The organism is Pseudomonas macauensis, from assembly GCF_047902425.1.
GTDB lineage: Bacteria > Pseudomonadota > Gammaproteobacteria > Pseudomonadales > Pseudomonadaceae > Pseudomonas.
Map to the genome: position 1 here is coordinate 1,496,291 of NZ_CP138377.1, position 24,051 is coordinate 1,520,341.

At 65.8% G+C, this 24,051-nt stretch carries 26 protein-coding genes and 1 pseudogene; 17 read left to right on the plus strand and 10 right to left on the minus strand.

Features of this window, described 5'->3' with window-relative positions; translation table 11 throughout:
- The first annotated feature begins 19 nt into the window (after positions 1-19).
- The gene (locus SD196_RS07070; protein ID WP_416311218.1) at positions 20-1,159 is read left to right on the plus strand and encodes a glycerate kinase; all 1,140 of its coding nucleotides are present in this window, start codon (positions 20-22) and stop codon (positions 1,157-1,159) included.
- On the opposite strand, the gene SD196_RS07075 is transcribed toward SD196_RS07070, so the two are convergent.
- Positions 1,144-1,380: a hypothetical protein gene (locus tag SD196_RS07075; RefSeq protein WP_343574225.1), complete on the minus strand. Its 237-nt coding sequence runs from the start codon at positions 1,378-1,380 to the stop codon at positions 1,144-1,146. The two genes, SD196_RS07070 and SD196_RS07075, sit on opposite strands and share 16 nt — an antisense overlap.
- A 194-nt stretch (positions 1,381-1,574) precedes the next feature.
- Between SD196_RS07075 and SD196_RS07080 the strand changes: the two genes are divergently transcribed.
- From SD196_RS07080 to SD196_RS07130, 11 genes and pseudogenes are all read left to right on the plus strand, one after another.
- Complete coding sequence (locus SD196_RS07080) at positions 1,575-2,039, plus strand: glycine zipper 2TM domain-containing protein (protein ID WP_207885162.1); 465 nt, start codon at positions 1,575-1,577, stop codon at positions 2,037-2,039.
- 253 nt (positions 2,040-2,292) lie between these two features.
- Positions 2,293-5,094, plus strand: coding sequence for a monovalent cation/H+ antiporter subunit A (locus SD196_RS07085; protein WP_416311219.1), 2,802 nt, complete (start codon positions 2,293-2,295; stop codon positions 5,092-5,094).
- Complete coding sequence (locus SD196_RS07090) at positions 5,094-5,435, plus strand: Na+/H+ antiporter subunit C (RefSeq protein ID WP_275610653.1); 342 nt, start codon at positions 5,094-5,096, stop codon at positions 5,433-5,435. Before SD196_RS07085 ends, SD196_RS07090 begins: the two co-directional genes overlap by 1 nt.
- Positions 5,432-6,937: a monovalent cation/H+ antiporter subunit D gene (locus SD196_RS07095; protein WP_343574219.1), complete on the plus strand. Its 1,506-nt coding sequence runs from the start codon at positions 5,432-5,434 to the stop codon at positions 6,935-6,937. The genes SD196_RS07090 and SD196_RS07095 overlap by 4 nt, the downstream gene beginning before the upstream one ends.
- Positions 6,934-7,434, plus strand: a complete 501-nt coding sequence (locus SD196_RS07100; protein ID WP_275610655.1) for a Na+/H+ antiporter subunit E — start codon at positions 6,934-6,936, stop codon at positions 7,432-7,434. The genes SD196_RS07095 and SD196_RS07100 overlap by 4 nt, the downstream gene beginning before the upstream one ends.
- Positions 7,419-7,688: a K+/H+ antiporter subunit F gene (locus SD196_RS07105; protein WP_275610656.1), complete on the plus strand. Its 270-nt coding sequence runs from the start codon at positions 7,419-7,421 to the stop codon at positions 7,686-7,688. Before SD196_RS07100 ends, SD196_RS07105 begins: the two co-directional genes overlap by 16 nt.
- Entirely contained in the window at positions 7,685-8,020 is a 336-nt protein-coding gene (locus SD196_RS07110; protein WP_275610657.1) for a Na+/H+ antiporter subunit G, read from the plus strand. Before SD196_RS07105 ends, SD196_RS07110 begins: the two co-directional genes overlap by 4 nt.
- Before the next feature lie 294 nt (positions 8,021-8,314).
- The gene (locus SD196_RS07115; protein ID WP_416311722.1) at positions 8,315-9,175 is read left to right on the plus strand and encodes a DMT family transporter; all 861 of its coding nucleotides are present in this window, start codon (positions 8,315-8,317) and stop codon (positions 9,173-9,175) included.
- A gap of 27 nt (positions 9,176-9,202) precedes the next feature.
- A complete protein-coding gene (locus tag SD196_RS07120) occupies positions 9,203-10,303 on the plus strand; it encodes a PLP-dependent cysteine synthase family protein (RefSeq protein ID WP_371233860.1) in 1,101 nt (366 codons plus the stop codon).
- A gap of 4 nt (positions 10,304-10,307) precedes the next feature.
- Positions 10,308-10,997: an aspartate/glutamate racemase family protein gene (locus SD196_RS07125; protein ID WP_416311220.1), complete on the plus strand. Its 690-nt coding sequence runs from the start codon at positions 10,308-10,310 to the stop codon at positions 10,995-10,997.
- A gap of 13 nt (positions 10,998-11,010) precedes the next feature.
- Positions 11,011-11,254 (plus strand): annotated as a pseudogene (locus SD196_RS07130) (hypothetical protein).
- 16 nt (positions 11,255-11,270) lie between these two features.
- Here SD196_RS07130 and SD196_RS07135 read toward each other — a convergent pair.
- Positions 11,271-11,939: a COG3650 family protein gene (locus SD196_RS07135; protein WP_275610661.1), complete on the minus strand. Its 669-nt coding sequence runs from the start codon at positions 11,937-11,939 to the stop codon at positions 11,271-11,273.
- Between the two features lie 86 nt (positions 11,940-12,025).
- On the opposite strand from SD196_RS07135, the gene SD196_RS07140 reads away from it, so the two are divergent.
- Positions 12,026-12,424 carry a DUF488 domain-containing protein gene (locus SD196_RS07140; RefSeq protein WP_275610662.1) on the plus strand — a complete coding sequence of 133 codons (399 nt, stop codon included), beginning with the start codon at positions 12,026-12,028 and terminating at the stop codon, positions 12,422-12,424.
- Between the two features lie 178 nt (positions 12,425-12,602).
- On the opposite strand, the gene SD196_RS07145 is transcribed toward SD196_RS07140, so the two are convergent.
- Complete coding sequence (locus SD196_RS07145) at positions 12,603-13,202, minus strand: short chain dehydrogenase (RefSeq protein WP_275610663.1); 600 nt, start codon at positions 13,200-13,202, stop codon at positions 12,603-12,605.
- A 98-nt stretch (positions 13,203-13,300) separates the two neighbouring features.
- Between SD196_RS07145 and SD196_RS07150 the strand changes: the two genes are divergently transcribed.
- Positions 13,301-14,230 carry a LysR family transcriptional regulator gene (locus SD196_RS07150; RefSeq protein WP_275610664.1) on the plus strand — a complete coding sequence of 310 codons (930 nt, stop codon included), beginning with the start codon at positions 13,301-13,303 and terminating at the stop codon, positions 14,228-14,230.
- 126 nt (positions 14,231-14,356) lie between these two features.
- Complete coding sequence (locus SD196_RS07155; RefSeq protein WP_275610665.1) at positions 14,357-14,821, plus strand: sn-glycerol-3-phosphate transporter; 465 nt, start codon at positions 14,357-14,359, stop codon at positions 14,819-14,821.
- Positions 14,822-14,900: 79 nt separating this feature from the next.
- Here SD196_RS07155 and SD196_RS07160 read toward each other — a convergent pair whose 3' ends face one another.
- The 3 genes from SD196_RS07160 to SD196_RS07170 all read right to left on the minus strand — a co-directional run bounded on the left by SD196_RS07160 (position 14,901) and on the right by SD196_RS07170 (position 18,417).
- Complete coding sequence (locus tag SD196_RS07160) at positions 14,901-16,223, minus strand: aspartate aminotransferase family protein (RefSeq protein WP_416311221.1); 1,323 nt, start codon at positions 16,221-16,223, stop codon at positions 14,901-14,903.
- Positions 16,220-17,293 (minus strand): phosphotransferase, encoded by a 1,074-nt coding sequence (locus SD196_RS07165; protein WP_416311222.1) that lies wholly within the window; start codon positions 17,291-17,293, stop codon positions 16,220-16,222. Before SD196_RS07165 ends, SD196_RS07160 begins: the two co-directional genes overlap by 4 nt.
- Before the next feature lie 95 nt (positions 17,294-17,388).
- Positions 17,389-18,417 carry an ABC transporter substrate-binding protein gene (locus tag SD196_RS07170; protein ID WP_416311223.1) on the minus strand — a complete coding sequence of 343 codons (1,029 nt, stop codon included), beginning with the start codon at positions 18,415-18,417 and terminating at the stop codon, positions 17,389-17,391.
- A 283-nt stretch (positions 18,418-18,700) separates the two neighbouring features.
- On the opposite strand from SD196_RS07170, the gene SD196_RS07175 reads away from it, so the two are divergent.
- The gene (locus tag SD196_RS07175; protein WP_343574196.1) at positions 18,701-19,435 is read left to right on the plus strand and encodes an SDR family NAD(P)-dependent oxidoreductase; all 735 of its coding nucleotides are present in this window, start codon (positions 18,701-18,703) and stop codon (positions 19,433-19,435) included.
- Between the two features lie 82 nt (positions 19,436-19,517).
- Positions 19,518-20,192 carry a GntR family transcriptional regulator gene (locus tag SD196_RS07180; protein WP_275610670.1) on the plus strand — a complete coding sequence of 225 codons (675 nt, stop codon included), beginning with the start codon at positions 19,518-19,520 and terminating at the stop codon, positions 20,190-20,192.
- A gap of 147 nt (positions 20,193-20,339) precedes the next feature.
- Here SD196_RS07180 and SD196_RS07185 read toward each other — a convergent pair whose 3' ends face one another.
- Genes SD196_RS07185 through livH form a run of 4 tightly spaced genes read right to left on the minus strand, consistent with a single transcriptional unit; the run spans position 20,340 to position 23,985 of the window.
- The gene (locus tag SD196_RS07185; RefSeq protein ID WP_275610671.1) at positions 20,340-21,041 is read right to left on the minus strand and encodes an ABC transporter ATP-binding protein; all 702 of its coding nucleotides are present in this window, start codon (positions 21,039-21,041) and stop codon (positions 20,340-20,342) included.
- Positions 21,042-21,044: 3 nt separating this feature from the next.
- A complete protein-coding gene (livG, locus tag SD196_RS07190) occupies positions 21,045-21,812 on the minus strand; it encodes a high-affinity branched-chain amino acid ABC transporter ATP-binding protein LivG (RefSeq protein WP_275610672.1) in 768 nt (255 codons plus the stop codon).
- Entirely contained in the window at positions 21,809-23,065 is a 1,257-nt protein-coding gene (locus SD196_RS07195) for a high-affinity branched-chain amino acid ABC transporter permease LivM (RefSeq protein WP_275610673.1), read from the minus strand. The genes livG and SD196_RS07195 overlap by 4 nt, the downstream gene beginning before the upstream one ends.
- Positions 23,062-23,985 (minus strand): high-affinity branched-chain amino acid ABC transporter permease LivH, encoded by a 924-nt coding sequence (gene livH / locus SD196_RS07200; RefSeq protein WP_207885138.1) that lies wholly within the window; start codon positions 23,983-23,985, stop codon positions 23,062-23,064. The genes SD196_RS07195 and livH overlap by 4 nt, the downstream gene beginning before the upstream one ends.
- Positions 23,986-24,051: the final 66 nt, after the last annotated feature.

A 24,051-nucleotide genomic window follows, 5' to 3' on the forward strand; every position in this document is an offset into this window, starting at 1 on the left:
GCACAACGGTCCCGCCCCCATGAAAGTCGTCATCGCTCCGGACTCCTTCAAGGAAAGTCTTTCCGCCCCCGAGGTCGCGCAGGCCATCGCCCGTGGCTGGCAGCGTGCACGTCCAGCCGACGAGGTGCTGCTGCGACCGATGGCGGATGGCGGGGAGGGCACGGTGGACGCCGTGCTTGCCGCCAAGCCGGGCGAGCGGCGCGAGTGCCGGGTCTGCGGTCCGCTCGGTCAGCCGGTAACGGCACACTGGGGATGGCTGGAGGATGGCACCGCGGTGATCGAAATGGCTGCTGCCAGTGGTTTGCACTGGGTGCCGCAGCGCAAGCGCGATGCAACCCGCACCACCAGTCGCGGCACCGGCGAACTGGTGCGCGAGGCGCTTGAGGCCGGTGCGCGGAAGATCATTCTCGGCCTGGGCGGCAGCGCCACCAATGATGCCGGGCTCGGTTTGTTGCAAGCGCTGGGCGCACGCTTCCTGGATGCCCAGGGCGCCGATCTCGGCGCCGGCGGCGCGGCGCTGGGCACGCTGATGGCGATCGACCTGTCCGGCCTCGATCCGCGATTGCAACAGGTGGAGGTCGAAGTCGCCGCCGACGTGAACAATCCCCTTTGCGGGCCTCATGGCGCATCAGCGGTATTCGGTCCGCAGAAGGGCGCAAGTCCGGCGCAGGTGGAGCAGTTGGATGCGGCGCTGCGGCATTTCGCCGAGGTCGCCGCGCGAACCCTGGGCGAGGATCACAGCCTGTTCCCCGGCGTCGGGGCAGCAGGGGGGCTGGGCTTTGCCAGCCGGGCCTTCCTCAAGGCACGGTTCCGTCCTGGCATCGAACTGGTTGCCGAGTTGTCCGGGCTGGAGCAGGCCCTGCAAGGCTCCGCACTGGTGATCACCGGGGAAGGACGCCTGGATGGCCAGAGCCTTCACGGCAAGACGCCGGTGGGTGTGGCACGCCTGGCGCGTCGCGCCGGGGTGCCGGTGATTGCGCTGGCCGGCAGCCTGGGCGAGGGATTGGGCGGGTTGCGCGAGGAGGGGATCGAGGCCGCCTTCAGCCTGGTATCGGGGCCGATGAGTCTCGCACAGGCCTGTGCGCAGGCCGCAGTTGAGCTGGAGAGTCGCGCCGAGGCATTGGCGCGATTCTGGACGCTGGCTCAGGCGGCGCGGTAATCGTCGGCGGCTTGCTGCAGCCACTGTGGCAGGTCGCGGCGCTTGATGCGCTGGCGCTTGGCTTCTTCCAGGCGTTCCAGCAGGTAGCTGCGCTTGGCCGGATCGTCGCCAGCCAGCGACAAGGCCAGGTCGCGGTCCATCCAGCGGCGGATGCGCCAGTAGATCCACCAGTGGAAGTACAGGCCGGCAGCGGTGGTGACGACGATGATGAAGTAATCCATGGGCGCTCCTCGTGCGGGCGCCTACCCTAGCCGATCCGCCAACCCACATAAAGCTGAGCTGAGACAGGCATTTTCGCTTTTGTTGGCTAAGACTGTACAAAAGCTGAACCGAATGAGTTTGTTGCAAGGCCTGGCGTGACAGCAGGGCTGTCGTCGGAGTCTAATATTCGTAGCCCTATCCGGAGGTTTCATACATGCGTAAATCTGCCCTGTTCGCTGTGACGTTCGCTGCACTGGCCCTGACCCTCGGCGGTTGCCAGTCCAGCCTGACTGGCGACACTTACACCCGCGAAGAGGCACGTACCGTGCAGAACGTTCGCATGGGTACCATCCAGGCCCTGCGTCCGGTGAAGATCGAGGGCACCAAGACCCCGATCGGCTCGGTTGCCGGCGCCGCCGTTGGTGGTATCGGTGGCAGCTCCATCGGTGGTGGCAAGGGTAGCTACGTCACCGCCATCATCGGCGCCGTGGCTGGCGGCCTGCTCGGTGCGGCCACCGAGGAAGGCCTGACCCGTACCCAGGGTGTGGAAATCACCGTTCGTGAAGACGACGGCAGCACCCGCGCCTACGTCCAGGAAGTTGATGAGGGCGCCGTGTTCCGCGTCGGTGAGCGTGTACGCATCCTGACCGTCAACGGCACCAGCCGCGTTTCCCACTAAGCTCTCCGCGGCTGCCCATGAGGTAGCCGGCTTTCAGCGCGCGACAGCCATTGTGGTTGTCGCGCGCTATTGTTTTCGGGGGACGGATTTCCTCCGCACGGCTCGCTAGCTGCGCGGGCGGCCTGAATTTTAGTAATATTTCAATCCATGACACGTTATCGATAGATATGGATAATCGTGGCCTTCGCACGCCGGCGCACTTGGCGCGAGGGCGTTTGTATGGGGGCCGCCCGGCGGTGGATAGGAGTGGGTCATGATGCTGGCGCTGATCATTGCGCTGCCTTTCTTCGGGGTAATGTTGCCCCTCCTGAGCGAACGCTTCGGCCGTAGCGCCTGTGCTGCCGCCACTGGCTTGGTGCCGCTGACGGGCTTGATTCTGCTGCTGAGCCAGCGCGAAGTGCTGAGCGGCGAAGCCCGGGTCTTCAGCACGCAGTGGCTGCCGGAACTCGGCCTGAGTCTCAGCTTGCGCCTGGATGGCCTGGGCTTCCTCTTTGCCCTGCTGATTCTCGGCATCGGCCTGCTGGTCATCCTCTACGCCCGTTATTACCTGTCGGAGAAAGAGCCCGCCGGGCGCTTCTTCGCCTTCCTGCTGCTGTTCATGGGCGCCATGCTCGGCGTGGTGCTCAGCGAAAACCTGCTGCTGATGCTGATGTTCTGGGAACTGACCAGCCTGTCGTCGTTCCTGCTGATCGGCTTCTGGGGCCATCGCTCGGATGCGCGCAAGGGGGCGCGCATGTCGTTGGCGGTTACCGGCGGCGGCGGTCTGGCGCTGCTCGCCGGCATCCTGCTGATCGGCCATGTGGTCGGCAGCTTCGAGCTGAGCACTGTGCTGGGGGCGCGCGACGTGCTGCAGGCCAGCCCGCTGTTCCCGCTGGCGCTGTGCCTGGTGCTGCTGGGCGTGTTCACCAAGTCCGCGCAGTTCCCCTTCCATTTCTGGCTGCCCCACGCGATGGCCGCGCCGACGCCGGTCTCCGCCTACCTGCACTCGGCGACCATGGTGAAGGCCGGCGTGTTCCTGCTGGCGCGCCTGTATCCGCTGCTGTCGGGCAATGACCTGTGGTTCTACCTGGTCAGTCTCACCGGTCTTGCGACCCTGCTGATGGGCGCCTTCATGGCGCTGTTCCAGAACGACCTCAAGGGTCTGCTGGCCTACTCCACCATCAGCCACCTGGGCCTGATCACCCTGCTGTTCGGCCTGGACTCGCCGCTTGCCAACGTCGCGGCGATCTTCCACATCATCAACCACGCCACCTTCAAGGCCTCGCTGTTCATGGCCGCCGGCATCATCGACCACGAGACCGGCAGCCGCGACATGCGCCGCATCAACGGCATGTGGAAGTACATGCCGCACACCGCGGTGCTGGCGATGGTGGCCTCGGCATCGATGGCCGGCGTGCCGCTGCTCAACGGGTTCCTCAGCAAGGAAATGTTCTTCGGCGAGACCCTGGCGCAGAACATGATGGGCAGCTTCAACTGGCTGATCCCGACCCTGGCGACCGTCGGCGCGCTGTTCTCGGTGAGCTACTCGGTGCGCTTCATCCACGACGTGTTCTTCAACGGCGAGCCGATCAACCTGCCCAACCCGCATCCACATGAGCCGCCGCGCTACATGAAGGTGCCGGTGGAAATCCTGGTGCTGATCTGCCTGCTGGTGGGTGTGATGCCGTCGCTGATCGTCGGCCCGCTGCTGGCCGGCGCCGCCGCGTCGAGCCTGAACGGCGCGCTGCCCGAGTACAGCCTGGCGATCTGGCACGGCTTCAATGCGCCGCTGGCGATGAGCTTCGTCGCCACCGCCGGCGGCGTGCTGCTCTACGTGCTGCGCAAGCCGCTGTTCGACTGGTACGCCGGGCTGCCGGCGATGGACGCCAAGCTGGTGTTCGAGCAGCAGGTACAGCGACTGGTGCACGTTGCCGTTCGGATTACCGCGTTCCTCGAAAATGGTTCGCTGCAACGCTACGCCATGCTGTTGTTGCTGGCCGCCGTGATCGTGGTGTTCGCCGGCCTCGCACCGTTGCCGAGTATCGAAGGCACGCGGGCGCAGACGCCGCTGGACGGTATCACGGCGCTCGGACTGGTCCTGCTCGCCCTGTGCGGGCCGCTGACCGTGTGGTTCCACCGCCAGCGCCTGACCGCGCTGATCATCCTCAGCATCGCCGGCCTGCTGGTGGCGCTGGCCTTCGCCCGCTTCGCCGCGCCGGACCTGGCACTGACCCAGTTGTCGGTGGAGGTGGTGACCATGGTCCTGCTGATGCTGGCGCTGTACTACCTGCCGGCGCGCACGCCAGCGTCGTCCAGCAGCCTGCGCCGCCTGCGCGACTTCGTGGTGGCGATCGGCGCCGGGGTGATGGTGACGTTGCTGGCCTACGCCGTGCTGACCCGTCCGTACGACAGCATTGCCGGCTACTACCTGGAAAACAGTGTGTCCGGCGGTGGTGGGCACAACGTGGTGAACGTGATCCTGGTCGATTTCCGGGGCTTCGATACCCTCGGCGAGATCACCGTGCTGGCCATCGCCGCCGTCGGCATCTTCGCGCTGCTCGACGGCCTGCGCCTGCTGCGCGCCGAGCGCGACGACGAGGGCCGCGCCTGGGCGGCAGACCGCTTCCCGCCGATCCTCGGCGTGCTGTCCCGATTGATGCTGCCGCTGGCACTGCTGGTTTCGGTGTTCATCTTCCTGCGCGGGCACAACCTGCCGGGCGGCGGCTTCATCGCCGGGTTGATCACCTCGGTCGCACTGATCCTGCAGTACATCGCCTGCGGCAGCCGCTGGGTGAGCACGCGCCTGCCGCTGGACTATGGGCGCCTGGCCGGGCTCGGTGTGCTGATCGCCGGGCTCACCGGACTGGGCAGCTGGCTCTTCGGCTTCCCGTTCCTGACCTCGTCCTTCGGCCATTTCAACATCCCGCTGGTGGGTGAGATCGAACTGGCCACCGCCATGCTCTTCGACCTTGGCGTGTACTTCACCGTGGTCGGCGCGACCCTGCTGATCCTTTCGGGACTCGGTTCGGTCACCGCGCCGCCGGATGTTCCGACGCTGTCCAAGGAGGCGCATTGATGGAAGCGCTGTTCGCCGTCACCCTCGGCCTGCTGACCGCCAGCGGCGTGTACCTGCTGCTGCGTGCGCGGACCTTCCCGGTGGTGCTGGGGCTCACCCTGTTGTCCTACGCGGTCAACCTGTTCCTCTTCGCCATGGGCCGGCTGGCCGGCGACCCGGCGGTGATCGGCAAGGTTGCCAACGCCGGCGACCCGATCCCCCAAGCGCTGGTGCTGACCGCCATCGTCATTGGATTCGCCATGACGGCGTTCGTCATTGTCCTGGCCCTGCGCGGGCTGGCTGAGACTGGCGGTGATCACGTCGATGGCGGCAACGGCCACGAAGGAGAGCAGGGCCGATGAACCACTGGCTGATCCTGCCCGTCCTGCTGCCGCTATTCGCCGGCTGCCTGTTGCTGCTCACCAGCGCCATGGGCGAGCGCCTGCAACGTGGCCTGTCGCTGCTCGCCACCCTGGCCCTGGTGCCGTTGTCCGCCGTGCTGCTGCAACAGGCCGACAGCGGCGTGGTGCAGTTCTATGCGCTGGGCAACTGGCAACCGCCGTTCGGCATCATCCTGGTGCTGGACCGCCTCAGCGCGCTGATGCTCGCCGCCACCGCGCTGCTCGCCAGCCTGTCGCTGATCTACGCGCTGTGCGGCGACGACCGGCGCGGCAAGCGCTTCCATGCGCTGTTCCAGTTCCAGTTGCTCGGTCTGAACGGGGCCTTCCTCACCGGTGACCTGTTCAACCTCTTCGTGTTCTTCGAGATCCTGCTGATCGCGTCCTACGCATTGCTGCTGCACGGCGGCGGGGCAGGGCGGGTGCGTGCGGGCGTGCATTACGTGGTGCTCAACCTCGTCGGTTCGGCGTTCTTCCTGATCGCGGTGGGAGTGCTCTACGGCATCACCGGCACCCTGAACATGGCGCACATGGCCGAGCGGGTCGCCCAGCTCAGTGCCGAACAGGCGCCGCTGGTGCGCGCCGCCGCGCTGTTGCTGCTGGTGGTGTTCGGCCTCAAGGCGGCGCTGCTGCCGCTGTACTTCTGGCTGCCTCGCGCTTACGCGGAGGCGACCGCCCCGGTGGCGGCGCTGTTCTCGATCATGACCAAGGTCGGCATCTACTCGATCCTGCGGGTCTACACGCTGATCTTCGGCGAGCAGGCCGGCGAGCTGGCGAACCTGGCCCAGGCCTGGCTCTGGTCGCTGGCGCTGGCCGGTATCGCCGCTGGTGCGCTGGGCGCGTTGGCGGCGACCACGCTGCAAGGGCTGCTGTCGTACCTGGTGGTGGTGTCCGCTGGTACGCTGCTGGCGGCGATTGCGCTGGGTACGCCGGAGGCGCTGTCCGCTGCGATGTATTACCTGCTGCACAGCATCTGGGTGGCCGGCGGGTTGTTCCTGCTCGCCGACCTGATCGCCCGCCAGCGCGGCGACAAGGCGGGGCGACTGGTGCAGGGCCCTGCGCTGTTGCAACCGCATCTGCTGGGCGGCGCCTTCTTCTTCGGCGCCATCGCCGTGGCCGGTTTGCCGCCGTTGTCGGGGTTCCTCGGCAAGCTGATGTTGCTGCGCTCGGTGAGCGGCGGCAGCGAGGCCATCGCCCTGTGGAGCGTGGTGCTGGTCAGCGGTCTGGTCACTATCGTCGCCTTGAGCCGCGCCGGCAGCACGCTGTTCTGGCGTACCGGCCGTACCGTGCTGGGCAGCGCCGAGCGTGAGCCGGTGAAGCTGCTGGCGGCCTTCGGCCTGCTGGCCAGCGCGCCGCTGATGGTGGTTGCCGCGCGGCCGCTGCTGGCCTATGCCCAGGCGACCGCCGCGCAACTGCTGGACGTCGACCTGTATCGCCAGGCGATCCTGCTGGGAGGTGGCGCATGATCCGCCGCATCCTCCCGCACCCGTTGCTCAGCGCCATCCTGCTGTTCACCTGGCTGCTGATGGTCAACGATTTCTCCCTCGGCCACTGGTTGCTCGGTGCGTTCCTCGCCCTGGTGCTGCCGCTGTTGTGCCGCGACCTGCTGCTGTCCACCCCGCGCGTCCGCCGGCCGGGCCTGCTGCTGCGTTTCATCGCGCTGGTGCTGTACGACATAGTCGTGGCCAACCTGCAGGTGGCCAGGCTGGTGCTGGGGCCGAAGGCCAGGCTGCAGCCTGGCTTCGTGGAGATTCCGCTGGAGCTGACCGACGACCTGGCCATCACCATCCTTGCCAGCGTGATCACCCTGACGCCGGGCACAGTGTCCGCCGATCTCAGCGACGACCGCCGCATGCTGCTGGTTCACGGCCTCGACGTACCGGACCCGCAGGCCCTGGCGGCGGATATCAAGGCCCGCTACGAAGCGCCGCTCAAGGAGGTGTTCGAATGCTCGGCTACGTGATTCCCCTGTGCCTGGCGATCCTTGGCCTTGCACTGCTGCTCACGGTGGCGCGGCTGATCCGCGGGCCGGGTACGGCGGACCGCATCCTGGCGCTGGATACGCTGTCGATCGAGGCCATCGCGCTGATCGTGCTGTTCGGCATCTGGAAGGGCACTGGCCTGTACTTCGAGGCGGCGCTGTTGATCGCGGTGATGGGCTTCGTCAGCACCGTGGCCCTGTCCAAGTTCCTGTTGCGCGGAGACATCATCGAATGAGCGCAGACGTCGTGATCGAAGCGCTGGTCTGCCTGCTGCTGCTGGCCGGCAGCCTGTTCGCCCTGCTCGGCGCCATCGGCCTGTACCGGCTGCCGGATTTCTATACCCGCCTGCATGCGCCGACCAAGGCTTCGACCCTGGGCGTCGGCGGGGTGATCCTGGCCTCGATGCTGTATTTCAGCACCCGTGGCGAGGGCGTCAGCCTGCATGAACTGCTGATCACCGTGTTCCTGTTCATCACCGCGCCGATCAGCGCCCACCTGCTGGCCAAGGCGGCGATGCAGCAGCGCACGCCGGTGGAGCGGGGGACCAAGGGCAAGCCTTGGGAGTGAACAGGCAGACGTCGGGCGTATAACGTTCGACGTTATAGGCCGTTTAACCGTATTTGCCGGCGACTCAGGGCTCGGCCTTGGAGCGCTAGGCGGAGGAAGGTGAAACGGCGTACAACCGCGAACGGTTGTACGCCCTACGGTCCGATCGATACGTCAGTGATCGCCCATACAGTTTCCCCACGATTCTGTACCTGTCGGCACATACCGGGCGCCTCCTATACTCCGGGGATCTTTTGACTGGAGCGTCCCGTGCAGCAATCCCGGCCGTTCGCCCTCGCGTGCCTGGTGTTGGCCATGGCGCTCTGGGGCAGTTCCTTCATCGCGCTGAAATTCGCCTTCCAGGAATTGCCGGCGATGTGGGTGATCTTCGCCCGTATGGCGCTGGGCAGCCTGATCTTCCTCGCCGCCTGGCGTTGGCGCGGACGCATCGACTACCGCGCCGGTGACTGGAAGTGGCTGCTCGGGCTCGCCGCCTGCGAGCCTTGCCTGTATTTCATCTTCGAGTCCCTGGCGCTGCAGCACACCAGCGCCGCCCAGGCCGGCATGATCACGGCGCTATTGCCATTGCTGGTCGCGGTGGGGGCGTTCTTCCTGCTGCACGAGAAGATCGCCCGCAACACCTGGCTGGGGTTCGCCCTGGCGGTGCTTGGCGCGCTCTGGCTGACCCTGGCCAGCGAAGCGAACGGCCACGCGCCGAATCCGCTGCTGGGCAACTTCTACGAACTGCTGGCGATGCTCTGCGCCACCGGCTACACCTTGCTGCTCAAGCACCTGTCGGCGCGCTACTCGCCCTTCATCCTGACTGCCATGCAAGCCCTCATCGGTTCGCTGTTCTTCCTGCCGCTGGCGCTGGCGACTTCAGGCCTGCCGCCGGCGCCCGGCCCGACCGGCTGGTTCGCGCTGATCTACCTGGGCAGCGTGGTCACCGTCGGCGCCTACGGCCTGTACAACTTCGGCGTCAGCCGGCTGCCGGCGAGCCAGGCGACCGGCTTCATCAATCTGATCCCGGTGTTCACCCTGATCTTCGCCGCCCTGTTCCTGGGCGAGGTGCTCAGCGGCCAGCAGGCGCTGGCCGCTGGGCTGGTGTTCATCGGGGTCGCCCTCAGCCAGTGGCGCAGTGCGCCGCCCACGCCGCCCGCCGGTGTGCTGGACTGACTTTCTGCCATTCGACGAGGAAACAGCATGTCCGCCCAAGACCGTAATTGGACCCGCGAGGCGATCCGCATCATCGAGGCGGATTTCCAGCGCAGCGCCGATACCCACCTGATCCCCCTGGAGATGCCTGGCCTGCCGGGTGTCGACCTGTATTTCAAGGACGAGTCCAGTCATCCCACTGGCAGCCTCAAGCACCGACTGGCGCGTTCGCTGTTCCTTTACGCGCTGTGCAACGGCTGGCTGCGTCCCGGCGCGCCGGTGATCGAGGCATCCAGCGGCTCCACGGCGATCTCCGAAGCCTATTTCGCGAGGCTGCTCGGCCTGCCGTTCATTGCCGTGGTGCCCTCCAGTACCTCCAAGGAAAAGATCGCGCAGATCGCCTTCTATGGCGGCCAGGCTCATCTGGTGGAAGACCCGACGCAGATCTACGCCGAGTCCGAGCGCCTGGCGAAGGAAACCGGCGGGCACTTCATGGACCAGTTCACCTATGCCGAGCGCGCCACCGACTGGCGGGCGAACAACAACATTGCCGAGTCGATCTTCCAGCAGATGCGCCACGAGCGCTTCCCCGAACCGTCCTGGCTGGTGTCCAGCCCGGGCACCGGCGGCACCCTCGCCACCCTCGGCCGCTTCGCCCGCTACCGTCGCCACGAGACCCGCGTGCTCTGCGCCGATGCCGAGCGCTCGGTGTTCTTCGAGTCCTACCGCACCGGCGATCGCGACCTGACCTTGAGCTACGGCTCGCGCATCGAGGGTATTGGCCGGCCGCGCGTCGAGGCGTCCTTCCTGCCCGCGGTGATCGATGCCTGTTGCCAGGTGCCGGATGAGTTGTCGCTGGCGGCCATGCATTACCTGGCCCAGCGCCTCGGGCGGCATGTCGGCGGCTCCAGCGGCACCAACCTGATCGGTGCGCTGCTGGTGGCGCGGCAGATGGTGGAGCGCGGCGAGAGTGGCTCGATCGTCGCGATCCTCTGCGACAGCGGCGAGCGTTACGAGACCACCTACTACAACGCGCTGTGGTTGCTGTCCCAGGGCTTCGATCTCGATCCGCTGATCGAAGGCTTGCGCCAGTGCGTCGAGCACGGTGCGGCGCTGCCGGGCAGCGTTCCCCACTGCGGGCTGGAGTGAGCCCATGAAGACCATCGGCCTGATCGGCGGCATGAGCTGGGAGTCCACCATTCCCTACTACCGGCAGATCAACCAGACCATCAAGGAGCGCCTGGGCGGCCTGCACTCGGCGAAGATCGTGCTGTTCAGCGTGGACTTCCACGAGATCGAGCGCCTGCAGCACGCCGGTGACTGGGACGCCGCCGGGGCGCTCCTGGCGGGGGCCGCGCGTTCGCTGCGGGCGGCCGGCGCGGACTTCCTGGTGCTCTGCACCAACACCATGCACAAGGTGGCGCCGGCCATCGAGGCGGCGGTGGACATCCCGCTGCTGCACATCGCCGACCCGACCGCCGAGGTGATTCGCGAGGCGGGGGTGACGAAGGTCGGTTTGCTGGGCACGCGCTTCACCATGGAGCAGGCGTTCTACAAGGACCGCCTGCAGGAGAAGTTCGACCTGCAGGTGCTCACGCCTTCGGACGACGAGCGCCAGGTGGTGCACCGGATCATCTACGAGGAGCTGTGTCTGGGGCGGATTCTTGACGAGTCGCGCGATGCCTATCGGCGCATCATCGCTTCGCTGGTGGAGCGCGGCGCGCAGGCGGTGATCCTCGGTTGCACCGAGATTTCCCTGCTGGTCGGCCCGCAGGATGCGTCAGTGCCGCTGTTCGATACCACCGCCATCCACGCGCGGCGGGCGGCCGAGCGGGCGCTTTGAGCGGGGGGAACCGATGAGCTTCATCAGTCTGAAGGTGCGTGCGGCTTTCATGGTCCACGGCTACGACGAGCAGAACCGCGAGGTGGTCGAGCAGCTCAACGAGCCGGAGTCGGCTGGTGCGTCTGGAACGTATCCAGTCGGTGAGCGAGAAGTATGTGCTGGTGACGTCCAGCCACGGTCGGGTGGTCTACTGGGAATACGAGGGCGGGCTCGTCGCGCTCAAGGCGCGGTTGCGAGCGGCAGGGCTGCTGTTCTGATCCCTGCCGCGCCGGCTCAGTCGTTGCTGGCGCCGCCCGGATAGGCACAGCCGTGCATGACCTGGCTGTCCACCCGCAGCTCGGCGGACAGGTTGGTCAGTGCGCCGCTCATGCCGTCCTGGCAGCGTGCCGGGGCGACCCAGAGTTCCAGCTTCTCGCCATTGGCTTCACTGGAATAGCTGGTGCTGCCATTGGGCAGGCCCTCGGCGATGTAGGGCACCACCAGCGACTCCTTGCCGGGCCGTTCGAGCAGCAGCCCCTGGTTGTTGACCAGCACGCTCCAGCCCGGCTCGTTGCCGTGGGCGCGGACGATGCTGCGCTTGAAGTTCGGATCGTCACAGCCGGGGCCTTCGTTCTGCAGGCGCAGGACCTTGGTCACTTCCAGCTTGCCGTCGGTGCCGGCGGCGGTGCTGCCGCTGAAGTTGCCGCGCAGGTCGACGAACAGCTTGCTGGCGCCATCCTCGAACAGGCTGCGGGCGTCGCGGGGTAGGCCGGTATTGGCGCTATCCTCGACACTGAAGCGGCGCTGCTCGGTGCAACCACGGAACGTAAGCTTGCCGTCCTGCTGGCTGAGTTCGCCTTGCAGGCGGGTGGAGGCGTTAAGATCGGTCTTGTTCGGCGTCCACACCTGGCAGGCGGCGAACAGGGGTAGCAGGCTGAACAGAATGAAACGGCTGGATCGCATGGAACGGGCTCCCTCGAAAGTGGGCCCACGTTACCCAGCGAAGCCGGCTATCTCAAGGGCAATGCCAGGCTCGGGGAGGAAATCGGATGATTCGTTGCAAGCGTGCTTACGAGCCGGCGACGCAGGATGATGGTTACCGGGTGCTGGTGGACCGCCTGTGGCCACGCGGGATTCGCAAGGAAGACCTGCACATGGAGCAGTGGGCCAAGGACGCCTCGCCGTCCAACGAACTGCGCCAGCGCTTCCATCACGATCCGAGTCTGTTCGAGGAATTCCGCAAGGCCTACCACCGCGAACTGAATGCTCATCCGGAACACTGGATGGGGCTGCTCGACCTGGCGGGCAAGGGCACGCTGACGCTGCTCTATGCGGCCAAGGACGAGACGCACAACAACGCGCAGGTGCTGGCGGATTTCCTCGAGGATGAGCTGGAGAAGCAGGGGGATGGGAGTTCGCCTGTCTGCTATGCCGGGAAAACCGAGTAGGGGGTTTGTTCGCGAGCAAGCTCGCTCCTACGAAAAGCACCGCGCTACACGCCGGCACCTGTAGGAGCGAGCTTGCTCGCGAACCAGGGCCAACGGCTGATGCCGATTTCAGGTTTATCGGCGTACAACCGCGAACGGTTGTACGCCCTACGTCATCGGACGCAATTGCGCCCCTGGCTCACCAGATCTTGTACACCTGCCCGGTCTGCGCGCCTTCCACGCTGCGGGCGAAGCCCAGGGCGGCGTCGGCTGCAGGCACCGGCTTGAAGCCGCGGAAGAACGGCGCGTAGCCCTCCATCGACTCCACCAGCACATTCGGGCTTACCGCGTTGATCCGCTGGCCGCGCGGCAGCTCCAGGGCGGCGCTGCGCACGAAGCCTTCCACCGCGCCATTGACCAGGCTGGCCGAGCTGCCCAGCACGATGGGCTGCTCGCTGAGGATGCCGGTGGTGAGGGTGAAGGACGCGCCGTCGTTGGCGTACTGGCTGCCGATCAGCACCAGGTTCACCTGGCCCATCAGCTTGTCCTTCAGGCCGATCTCCATTTCCGCCTCGCCCATCTCCGAGAGCTTGCCGAAGTGCACCTTGCCGGCGGCGCTGACCAGCGCGTCGAAGCCGCCGGTCTTCTCGAACAGGGCGCGGATCGAGGCGCTGTCGGTGATGTCCACGCGGAAATCGCCGCTATTGCGGCCGACGCGAATGATTTCATGGCGCGGGCCCAGTTCGTTGGCGACGGCTTGGCCGAGAGTACCGCTGGCACCGATCAGGATGATTTTCATGAAGGCTCTCCACTGAGGTGGTTTGGCTGAAAGTGAATTCAGTCTAGAGTGACCTTCTGTTTTGATAATCATGCCAATCGACAACCTTTGGTTTTCATATGGAAACAATAGCCAGCGATCTGGAAGACCTTTCCGCCTTTGCCGTGCTGCTGGAGTGCGGCAGCTTCACCCGCGCGGCGGAGAAGCTCGGTTGCAGCAAGGGGCAGTTGTCCAAGCGCATTTCCGTGCTGGAGCAGGCGCTGGGCACGACCCTGCTGCACCGCACCACCCGGCGTCTGTCGCTGACCGCCGCGGGGGCTGCGCTGTTGCCCGAGGCCCAGGCGCTCAATGCCCAGGCGGCGCGGGCGCGGCAGGCGGTGCTGGCGTTGCAGGACGAGGCGCGAGGCACGGTGCGCCTGAGCCTGCCGGTGTCCCTGGGAGAGACCTTCTTCGATGCCTGGCTGATGGAGTTCTCCCGCGAGTATCCGGAGATCCGCCTGGAGCTGGACCTGTCCAACACCCTGAGGGACCTGGTCGCGGATGGCTTCGACCTGGCGATCCGCTCCGGCAGCCTGGCGGCGGACGAGCGCCTGGTGGCAAGGCCGCTGTTCGCGCTTCAGGAGCTGACCTGTGCCACGCCGGATTACCTGGCGCGCCATGGGGTGCCACAGTCGCCGGCGGAGCTGGCCGGGCATTCCTGCCTGCAGAACACCCACTATCAGGACAGCGGCACCTGGCTCTACCAGCGACATCATGAACTGTTCCGCGTGACGGTCAGCGGCCTGCTGGCGAGCAACCACTACACCTTGCTGAAGAAGGCAGCCTTGGCTGGCGCAGGCATCAGCCGGCTGCCGTCCTATATGATTCAGCAGGAGTTGGCTGACGGCCGTCTGGTCTGGTTGTTGCGCGACTATCAGACGCGCAGCCAGCCGGTCTTCCTCATCCATCCGTACCAGGGCCGCCTGCCGCGCCGCACGCAGCTGCTGGCGGGTTACCTGCTGCGCTGGTTCGAGCAGAGCCGGCAGCAACTGGTAGCACTGGAAGGCTGAAGGAAGCTTCGTTCAGGTTCGTTCAGCTTCGTTCAGGATTGGTTCAGAGAGAGTTCAGGGGAAGTTCAGGGAGGGAGGCTTAGGCTTTGCCTCTCTTCTTTCTGAAAGCTCCTTGAGGCAGTTGCCATGAACCGTTCCACTCTGCTGATAGCACTGCTGCTGACACTCGGCTGCGCTGCCGCCCAGGCCGAGAGCGGGGATTTCTGGTACCTGCAGACCAGCGTCTACACCACCCACTGGAGTAACGACCCGGAGCACAACAATCACCAGGACCTGATTGGCCTCGAGCGCAACCGCGCCGATGGCGTGGTGTTCGGTGGCGCGACTTTCCGTAACTCCTTCAGCCAGCGCTCCAATTACGTCTATGCCGGCAAGCGCTTCGACTGGGAAGGCACGCCGTTCTACGCCAAGGTCACCGGTGGCGCGCTGCAGGGCTATCACGGCAAATACCGCGACAAGATCCCGCTGAACCACTACGGCGTGGCGCCGGCGATCATTCCTTCGCTGGGCGCTCGCCTGGGGCCGGTTGGCACCGAGCTGGTGGTGCTGGGCAACTCCGCGGCGATGGTCAACGTCGGCGTCGGTTTCTGATCCCCCCTGAATGGAAAACGGGCGGGGCTGGCGGAGGGTGAACTCCGCAGGCCCCGCCCGTTTTTTCTTGCGCGGCGAATCAGCCGGCCACTTCCTGCAGGGCCTGGTCCAGGCAGTCGATGAACAGCTCGGCGTGCTCCTGCTCGAAAGCCAGCAGCGGGCGAATCTTCAGGATGTTCTCCATGGGGCCGGCGGCGCTGATCAGCACACCACGCTCGCGCATGGCGTTGACCACGCGACGGGTCTGGTTGGCGGCCGGGGTCTTTTCGGCACGGTCGGTCACCAGTTCGACGCCGAGGAACAGCCCCGCGCCGCGCACGTCGCCGATCAGTTCGTGACGGTCGGCCAGTCGGCGGATGCCCTCCAGCATGAAGTCGCCGATGCACTGCGAGCGCTCCTGCAGCTTCTCGTCGCGGATCACGTCCAGCACCGCCTGGGCCGCCGCGCAGGACACCGGGTTGCCGCCGAAGGTGTTGAAGTAGCGCACGTTGCGTCCGAAGCTTTCGAGGATGTCCGCGCGTGCCACAACGCCGGCGATGGGCTGGCCGTTGCCCATGGGCTTGCCGAGGGTGACCAGGTCCGGCTGCACGCCGTGGCGCTGGAAGCCCCACATGGTTCGGCCGGTACGGGCGAAGCCGCTTTGGACCTCGTCGGCGATGTAGAGCAGGCCTTCCGACTGGGCGACCTTCACCGCTTCGGCGAGGAAGCCGACCGGCTCCGGTAGCACGCCGTCGCTGGCGAAGATGCCGTCGAGCAGCAGCGCGGCGGGCTTGATGCCATGGGCGCGCAGGTCGGCGATGGCGGCGCGCACGTCGTCGGCGAGGAACTTGCCGACGTTCTCTGCGCCCAGCCGGTAGGCGTCCGGCGCCCGCACGGTGCGCGCGTGGGCGGGCAGGGTGATGCCGGAACCCAGGGCTGGCGAGAGTTCGGAGATGTCGCCGGTGACGCCGTGGTAGGCGAAGCGGGTGATGATCACCCCGGTGCCGCCGGTGTAATGCCGGGCGATGCGCAGGGCGAGGTCGTTGGCCTCGCTGCCGGTGCAGGTGAACATGACCTGTTCGAGGCCGGCGGGGAAGGTCGAGAGCAGGTCCTCGGCGTAGTCGAGGATGCCTTCCTGCAGGTAGCGGGTGTGGGTATTCAGCACCGCCGCCTGGCTGGCGATGGCCTGCACCACGCGTGGGTGGCAGTGGCCGATGGAGGCGACGTTGTTGTACGCGTCGAGGTAGCGGTTGCCCTGCTTGTCGTAGAGCCAGACCCCTTCGCCGCGCACGGTGTGCAGCGGGCGTTCGTAGAACAGCCGGTAGGCCGGGCCGAGCAGGCGCTCGCGGCGCTCGATCAGACGGCGCTCCTCGTCGCTCAGGCGGTCGGCGTCGGCCGGGCTGAATCCGTTGGGCATGGTCATGGACGGGGCTCCTCTTGATTGGCGCAGGCGGTGAAGATCTGATCTTGCGCCTGTTCCCGGCTCAGGCGGGCCAGGCCTTGCAGGCTCTGCCAGGCGTGATGGGTGTTGCGCAGGATGTAGTCGCGGTTCTCGGGGTGCAGGCTGGCGCGCCACGCGGTGATGCACAGGGTCATGATCAGGCGCGTGGCGATCAGGTCGGCGAGGATTTCCTGCTCGGCTTCCAGCAGCGGGCGGCGGCGATGGTAGGCGGCGATCATCTCGCAGGCGGTGGCCAGCGGCGCGTCCGGCTCGCCCACCTGGTAGGCGGCAGCGACGCCGAGGTCGTTGATCAGCGGCGCATGGACCATGTCGCCGAAGTCGAGGATGTTGCGCAACTGATCAGGGCGCGCGGTATCGACGATCACGTTGTGCGGGTTCAGGTCGTTGTGGATCACCTGGGCGCGCAGGCCGGCCTGGCGGGGCAGGGCATGGCGTTCGAAGTTGTCGAGGAAGCGTTCGACCAGCGCACGCTGCTCGCGGTCCTCGATGTAGGTCAGCAGGCGGCGTAGGCGCGAGGCGTGCTTCAGGTCCCAGAGCAGCTCGTGGCCGGACGCCGGGTGCTCGAAGCCATCGAGTGCAAGGCCCAGGCGGGCCAGGGCGTCGCCGAGGTTCTCGCGCAGGGCGCGGCTGCGTTGCGGCACACGGTGCAGCGGCAGGCCGTCGACGAAGGAGAACAGGCGGGCGAGCATCGGCTGGCCGTCGACGACCACCGGAATCTGGTACTCGCCGCTCAGCGAGGGGTAGACGCGCTGCACCGCCAGGGTCGGGTCGGTGGCCTCGACGCGCAGCAGGGCGCGGGTCTGGAAGTCCACTACCTGAGGGTCTTCCAGCGGGTGCGAGAGTTTCAGCAGGCGGTCATCGCCGTGGCCGTGGCTGATATGGAAGTTCAGGTCGCGTTCGCCGGCGAGCCGGTTCAGGGTTCCGCGCTGGCCGAAATACTCTTCGGCGATCGCGGCGGCCTGGGCGTCGCTCACCTGGGCGGGGGCCGCTTCCAGCAGGTGGTCTTGAACGAGGGCGGTATTGAGGGGCACGGGTACTTCTCCAGCGGGTCCAGCAGGTCAATCGTGCAGCGGCCTGGCGAGTCGCGGCGCACCGCCCGACCTCGTGTCGGGCGGTGCGCCGGCGGTCATTTGCTCGCCCAGGCGTTGAAGCGTTGTTCCAGCTCCTCGCCGTGGTCGATCCAGAACTCGGTGTCCATGGCGCGCGCGTTTTCCAGGTTCTGCGGCGCGGTGGGCAGCTTGCCGGCGATGGCCGGGTCGATCAGCGGGATGGTGTTCTTGTTGGTCGGGCCGTAGGGAATGTTTTCGGCGAACACCTTCTGGTGCTCGGGTTTGTTGGCCAGGGCGATGAATTGCTCGGAGAGCTCCTTCTTCGGGCTGCCCTTGACGATGGCCCAGTGGTCCAGGTCGTAGATGCTGCCGTTCCACTGGATGGCGAAGTCGCGGCCTTCCTTCTGCGCGGTGGCGACGCGGCCGTTGTAGGCGCTGGTCATCACCACGTCGCCGGCGGCCAGCCACTGCAGGGGTTGCGCACCGGCTTCCCACCACTGGATGTAGGGCTTGATCTCGTCGAGCTTCTTGAACGCGCGGTCCACGCCTTCTTTAGTGCCCAGCACCTTGTACAGGTCGGCCTGTTTCACGCCGTCGGCTTCGAGGGCGAACTCCAGGGTGAACTTGGCGCCACGGCGCAGGCCGCGCTTGCCCGGGTATTTCTTCACGTCCCAGAAGTCGGCCCAGCCGGTCGGTGCGCTGGCCAGCTTCTTGGCGTCGTAGGTGAGCACCGTGGACCAGATGAAAATGCCCACGCCGCAGTCGCTCACGGCGGCATCGAGGAAGTCCTCGCGCTTGCCCAGCTTCGACCAGTCGAGCTGCTCGAACAGGCCTTCGCTGCAACCGCGCATCAGTTCCGGGGACTCCACTTCGACCACGTCCCAGCTGGTCTTGCCGGTGTCGGCCATGACCTTGATCTTCGCCATCTCGCCGTTGTACTCGGCGCCCTGCACGGTGACCTTGGCCTGTTGCTCGAAGGGTTTGTAGAAGGCCTTTTCCTGGGCCACCTTGTTGTCGCCACCGAAGGACACCACGGTCAGTGTCTCGGCGTGGAGCTGGGCGGCGCCGCCGGCCAGCATCATCAGTGCTACGACTTTCTTGAACATGCGATTACTCCAGGTCGGGCCAATCCGGCCCATCGAAAAGAGGGCAGCTTCAAGAGAGGGGCTGGGACGGCCCGAGCTGGGAGGCCGACCGGTCGCCCGTTGGCTCAGGGTGAGGAGCGCGCGGAACAGGTGCGGTCGAGCATGGGATGTCCTCCAGTTTCTTGTTGTTGTTTGGAATCGGATGACGCGAGGTCGATTTAAACATCTTCCAAAACATGATGCATCATGTTTTTATTTGAGCCATCGCTCACCACGGACGTTGCACTTCGCAGGGGGATTCGCCATGAACCAGAGCAAGACCTTGTTACTGACCGGTGCCAGCCGCGGCATCGGCCATGCCACGGTGAAGCATTTCAACGCCGCCGGCTGGCGCGTGTTCACCGCCTCGCGCCAGGACTGGAGCGCCGAATGCCCCTGGGCCGAAGGGCTGATCAACCATATCCACCTGGATCTGGAAGACATCGACAGCGTGCAGGCCAGCCTGCCGCAGATCCGCGAGAAGCTCGGCGGCCAGCTGCATGCGCTGGTGAACAATGCCGGCATCTCGCCCAAGGGGGCGGAGGGGGAACGCCTGGGTGTGCTGGAGAGCGACTACGCCACCTGGCTGAAGGTCTTCAACGTCAACCTGTTCTCCACCGCACTGCTGGCGCGCGGGTTGTTCGACGAGCTGAAGGCGGCCAAGGGTTCGGTGATCAACGTCACCTCCATCGCCGGTTCGCGGGTGCATCCCTTCGCCGGGGTCGCCTACGCCTGTTCCAAGGCTGCGCTGGCGGCGCTGACTCGCGAGATGGCCCACGACTTCGGCCCGCACGGCGTGCGCGTCAACGCCATCGCCCCGGGGGAGATCGATACCGCGATCCTGTCCTCGGGGACCGAGCTGATCGTCGAGCGCGACATTCCCATGCACCGCCTGGGCAAGCCGGAGGAGGTCGCTTCGCTGATCCACTTCCTCTGCACCAGCGGCGCGTCCTATGTGAATGGCGCGGAAATCCACGTCAACGGCGGGCAGCATGTGTAATCTCGCTGGCATCCCTGGCGCCCAATCCGCATCATGCGCGCCGGCATGCCGCGCCATGTGACGAGACTGCGATGAGAACGCGATGAACTACCCGATCGAAGGGCTGAACCATTCCTACCTGGGCAGCGGCGTCTATGCGCTGCTGCGCGAGGCGCTGATCACCGGCCGCTTCAAGCCGGACGACCGCCTGCGCATTCGCGACCTGGCGCAGCAGCTGGGCACCAGCGTGACCCCGGTGCGCGATGCGATCCTGCAACTGGCCAAGGAGCAGGCGCTGGTGCTCAAGACGCCGCGCGACATCCGCGTGCCGCTGCTCACCCGCGAGCAGTACCTGGAAATCCGCAGCATCCGCGTGGCCCTCGAAGGACTGGCGGCCGAGACGGCTGCCGCCAGGGCCAGCACCGAGCAGCTGGATGAGCTGGAAGCCAACATCCGCCAGAACCTCGATGCGATCCACGCCGAGGACATGGTGTCGGCGCTCAAGCTCAACCAGGCCTTCCACTTCGCCCTGGCCGACATCGCCGGCATGCCGCTGCTGCGCGGCTTCCTCGACAGCCTGTGGATGCGCACCGGCCCGCTGATCGCCCAGGCCTACGCCGACTTCAACGAGCGCATGGCGATCGAACACCACTGGGAAGTGCTGCGGGCGTTGCGTGCAGGCGACGGTGCCGCTGCCCGCGCGGCCATCCATACCGACCTGGTCGACGGTAGCGAGAAGATGCTGGAGTTCATTGCCCAGTCCGAGGCGCAGAACTGAGGCTTTGTAGGAGTGAGCTTGCTCGCGAATATCTATACGCAGAACTCACCGGCGAGCTTGTTCGCGAGCAAGCTCGCTCCTACGAAAAGCAGTACTCGCCCGCCAATAAAAAACGGCCCCGAAGGGCCGTTTTCATTTCAGCGCGCGTCAGCCGCCGAGGTACGCGTCGCGCACCTTGGGGTTCACCAGCAGGTTGGCGCCGGTGTCCTGCATGACGATGCGGCCGTTCTCCAGCACGTAGCCACGGTCGGCGAGCTTGAGCGCCTGGTTGGCGTTCTGCTCGACGAGGAAGACGGTCACGCCTTCCTGGCGCAGTTGTTCGACGATGTCGAAGATCTGCTGGATGATGATCGGCGCAAGGCCCAGGGACGGCTCGTCGAGCAGCAGCAGCTTGGGCTTGCTCATCAGCGCACGGCCGATGGCGAGCATCTGCTGTTCACCGCCGGACATGGTGCCGCCGCGCTGGTTGAAGCGTTCCTTCAGACGCGGGAAGAGTGCCAGGACCTTGTCCATCTGCTCCTGGTAATCGCCCTTGCTGGTGAAGAAACCGCCCATGGCCAGGTTCTCTTCCACGGTCAGGCGGGCGAACACGCGACGGCCTTCCGGCACGACGGCGATGCTCTTGCGCATGATCACGGAGGATTCCTTGCCGACCAGTTCCTCGCCCAGGTACGTGATGCTGCCCGAGGAGGCGCGCGGCGAGCCGCAGAGGGTCATCAGCAGGGTCGACTTGCCGGCGCCGTTGGCGCCGATCAGGGTGACGATCTCGCCCTGCTGGACCTCCATGCTGACGTCATGCAGCGCCTGGATCTTGCCGTAGAAGGTGGAAACCTTGTCGAACTTCAGCATGACTCAGGCCTCCCCCAGATAGGCTTTGATCACATCCGGGTTGCCGCGGATCTGCTCCGGGGTGCCGTCGGCCAGGGGGGTACCCTGGTTGATCACGTAGATATGGTCGGAAATGCTCATCACCAGCTTCATGTCGTGCTCGATGAGCAGGACGGTGACGCCGTGTTCGGCACGCAGCATGGCGATCAGTGCCTTCAGGTCCTCGGTCTCCCGTGGGTTCAGGCCGGCCGCCGGTTCGTCCAGCATCAACAGCTGCGGACGGGTCATCATGCAGCGGGCGATCTCCAGGCGGCGCTGCTGGCCGTAGGCGAGGGTGCCCGCCGGGCGGTTGGCGATGTCCTTGAGGTTGACGATTTCCAGCCAGTGCGCGGCGTAGTCCAGCGCTTCCGCTTCACGACGACGGAAGGCCGGGGTCTTGAGCAGGCCGGCGAGGAAGTTGGTGTTGAGGTGGCGGTGCTGGGCGACCAGCAGGTTCTCCACCGCGGTCATTTCCTTGAACAGGCGAACGTTCTGGAAAGTCCGCACCACGCCCTTGTGGGCGATCTTGTGGCCGGGCAGGTCCTGCACGGCCTCGCCGCGCAGGAGGATTTCACCGCCGGTGGGCTGGTAGAAGCCGGTCAGGCAGTTGAACACGGTGGTCTTGCCGGCGCCGTTGGGGCCGATCATCGAGACCACCTGCTTTTCCTTCACGTTCAGCGCCACGCCGTTGACGGCCAGCAGGCCGCCGAAGCGCATGGTCAGGCCGTTTACTTCAAGAATGGTCTGGCTCATTTGCGCAACTCCAGATGCGGACGCTGCATGGGCAGCAGGCCCTGCGGACGCCAGATCATCATCAGCACCATGATGGCGCCGAACATCAGCATGCGGTACTCGCTGAACTCACGCATGAGTTCGGGCAGCAGGATCATCACCACGGCGGCGAGGATCACACCCAGCTGCGAACCCAGGCCACCCAGCACGACGATGGCGAGGATGGTCGCCGACTCGATGAAGGTGAAGGATTCCGGCGTCACCAGGCCCTGGCGCGCGGCGAAGAAGCTGCCGGCGAAACCAGCGAAGCAGGCGCCGAGGGTGAAGGCGGAGAGCTTGATGATGGTCGGGTTCAGGCCAAGGGCACGGCAGGCGATCTCGTCTTCGCGCAGGGCTTCCCAGGCACGGCCCAGGGGCATGCGCAGCAGGCGGTTGATCACGAACAGCACCAGCAGCACCAGCAGCAGCGCGACCAGGTAGAGGAACACGACCTTGTAGTTCGAGTTGTAGGCGATGCCGAAGAACTCGTGGAAGGTCTGCATTCCCTCGGGGGCGCGGCGCTCGAAGGAGAGGCCGAACAGGCTGGGCTTTTCGATGTTGCTGATGCCGTTGGGGCCGCCGGTCAGCCAGGTGAGGTTACGCAGCAGGATGCGGATGATCTCGCCGAAGCCCAGGGTCACGATCGCCAGGTAGTCGCCGCGCAAGCGCAGCACCGGGAAACCGAGGATGAAGCCAAAGAAGGCTGCCATCAGGCCGGCGATCGGCAGGCAGGTCCAGAAGCCCAGACCATAATAGTGCGAGAGCAGCGCGTAGCTGTAAGCGCCCACGGCGTAGAAGCCGACGTAGCCCAGGTCGAGCAGGCCCGCCAGGCCCACCACGATGTTCAGGCCAAGGCCCAGCAGCACGTAGATCAGGATCAGCGTGGCGATGTCCACCGCGCCGCGCGAGCCGAAGAACGGCCAGGCGAGGGCGACGACGATCAGGCCGAGGATGATCTTGCGCTGTACCGAGGAGTGGGTCAGGCGTTCGGCGAGCTTGGTGTGCGGTCTGGACAGGAACTGGCGGGTGCTGGTCACGAAATGGAATTTGTCGCGCACCAGTTGCCAGACGAACATCGCCACGGCACACGCGGCAATCACCCACAGGGTGGTCGGGCTGACGCCCTGCAGTTGCAGGCCGATCCCAACCACGCTGAGCTTGATGCCGAGTACCGGGTAGGCGACGGCCATCACCAGCAGGGCACTGAAAAATGCGGTCTTGAGTTTCTGGCTCATACCTTTTCCACCTCCGGGCGGCCGAGGATGCCGGTGGGGCGGAAGAGCAGGACGAGCACCAGCAGGGTGAACGCCACCACGTCCTTGTACTGGTCACCGAACACGTCGGCGCCGAAGGCTTCGGCAACTCCGAGCACCAGCCCGCCGAGCATGGCGCCCGGGATACTGCCGATGCCGCCCAGCACCGCGGCGGTGAACGCCTTGATGCCGGCCAGGAAGCCGATGTGCGGGTTGATCACGCCATACTGCAGGCCCAGCAGCACCGCGGCCACGGCGGCCAGGGTGGCGCCGATGACGAAGGTCAGGGCGATGATGTTGTTGGTGTTGATGCCCAGCAGGTTGGCCATCTTCAGGTCCTCGGCGCAGGCGCGGCAGGCGCGGCCCAGGCGGGAACGGGAGATGAACATGGACAGGCCATACATGGTCAGCAGGGTGATGATGAAGATCAGCACCTGCATGTACGAGATGGTCACGCCGCTCATTTCATCCGGGCCGATGATGAAGTTGCCCGGCAGCAGGTTGGGGATGGCCTTGTCCTTGGAGTCCTGGGCGAGCAGGACCTCGTTCTGCAGGAAGATCGACATGCCGATCGCGGAGATCAGCGGAATCAGTCGGTTGCTTCCGCGCAGCGGGCGGTAGGCGATTCGTTCGATACCGTAGCCGTAAGCACTGGTGACGATGATGCTGGCGGCGAAGGTGCAGATGATGACGACAGGAAGACTTACGATTCCCATCATCGCCAGCCCCGTGATCACGATGAAGGCTACGTACGAGCCAATCATGTACACCTCGCCATGGGCGAAGTTGATCATGCCGATGATGCCGTAGACCATGGTGTAGCCGATGGCGATCAGGGCATAGGTGCTGCCGACGGTGAGGCCGTTGATCAGCTGTTGCAGATAGTGATAGAGATCAGGCATTACCTAACTCCTCGGGCGTCGCGTGAAGCGGCGCTTGTGGCGCGACGGACCCCCGGAATACTCGGA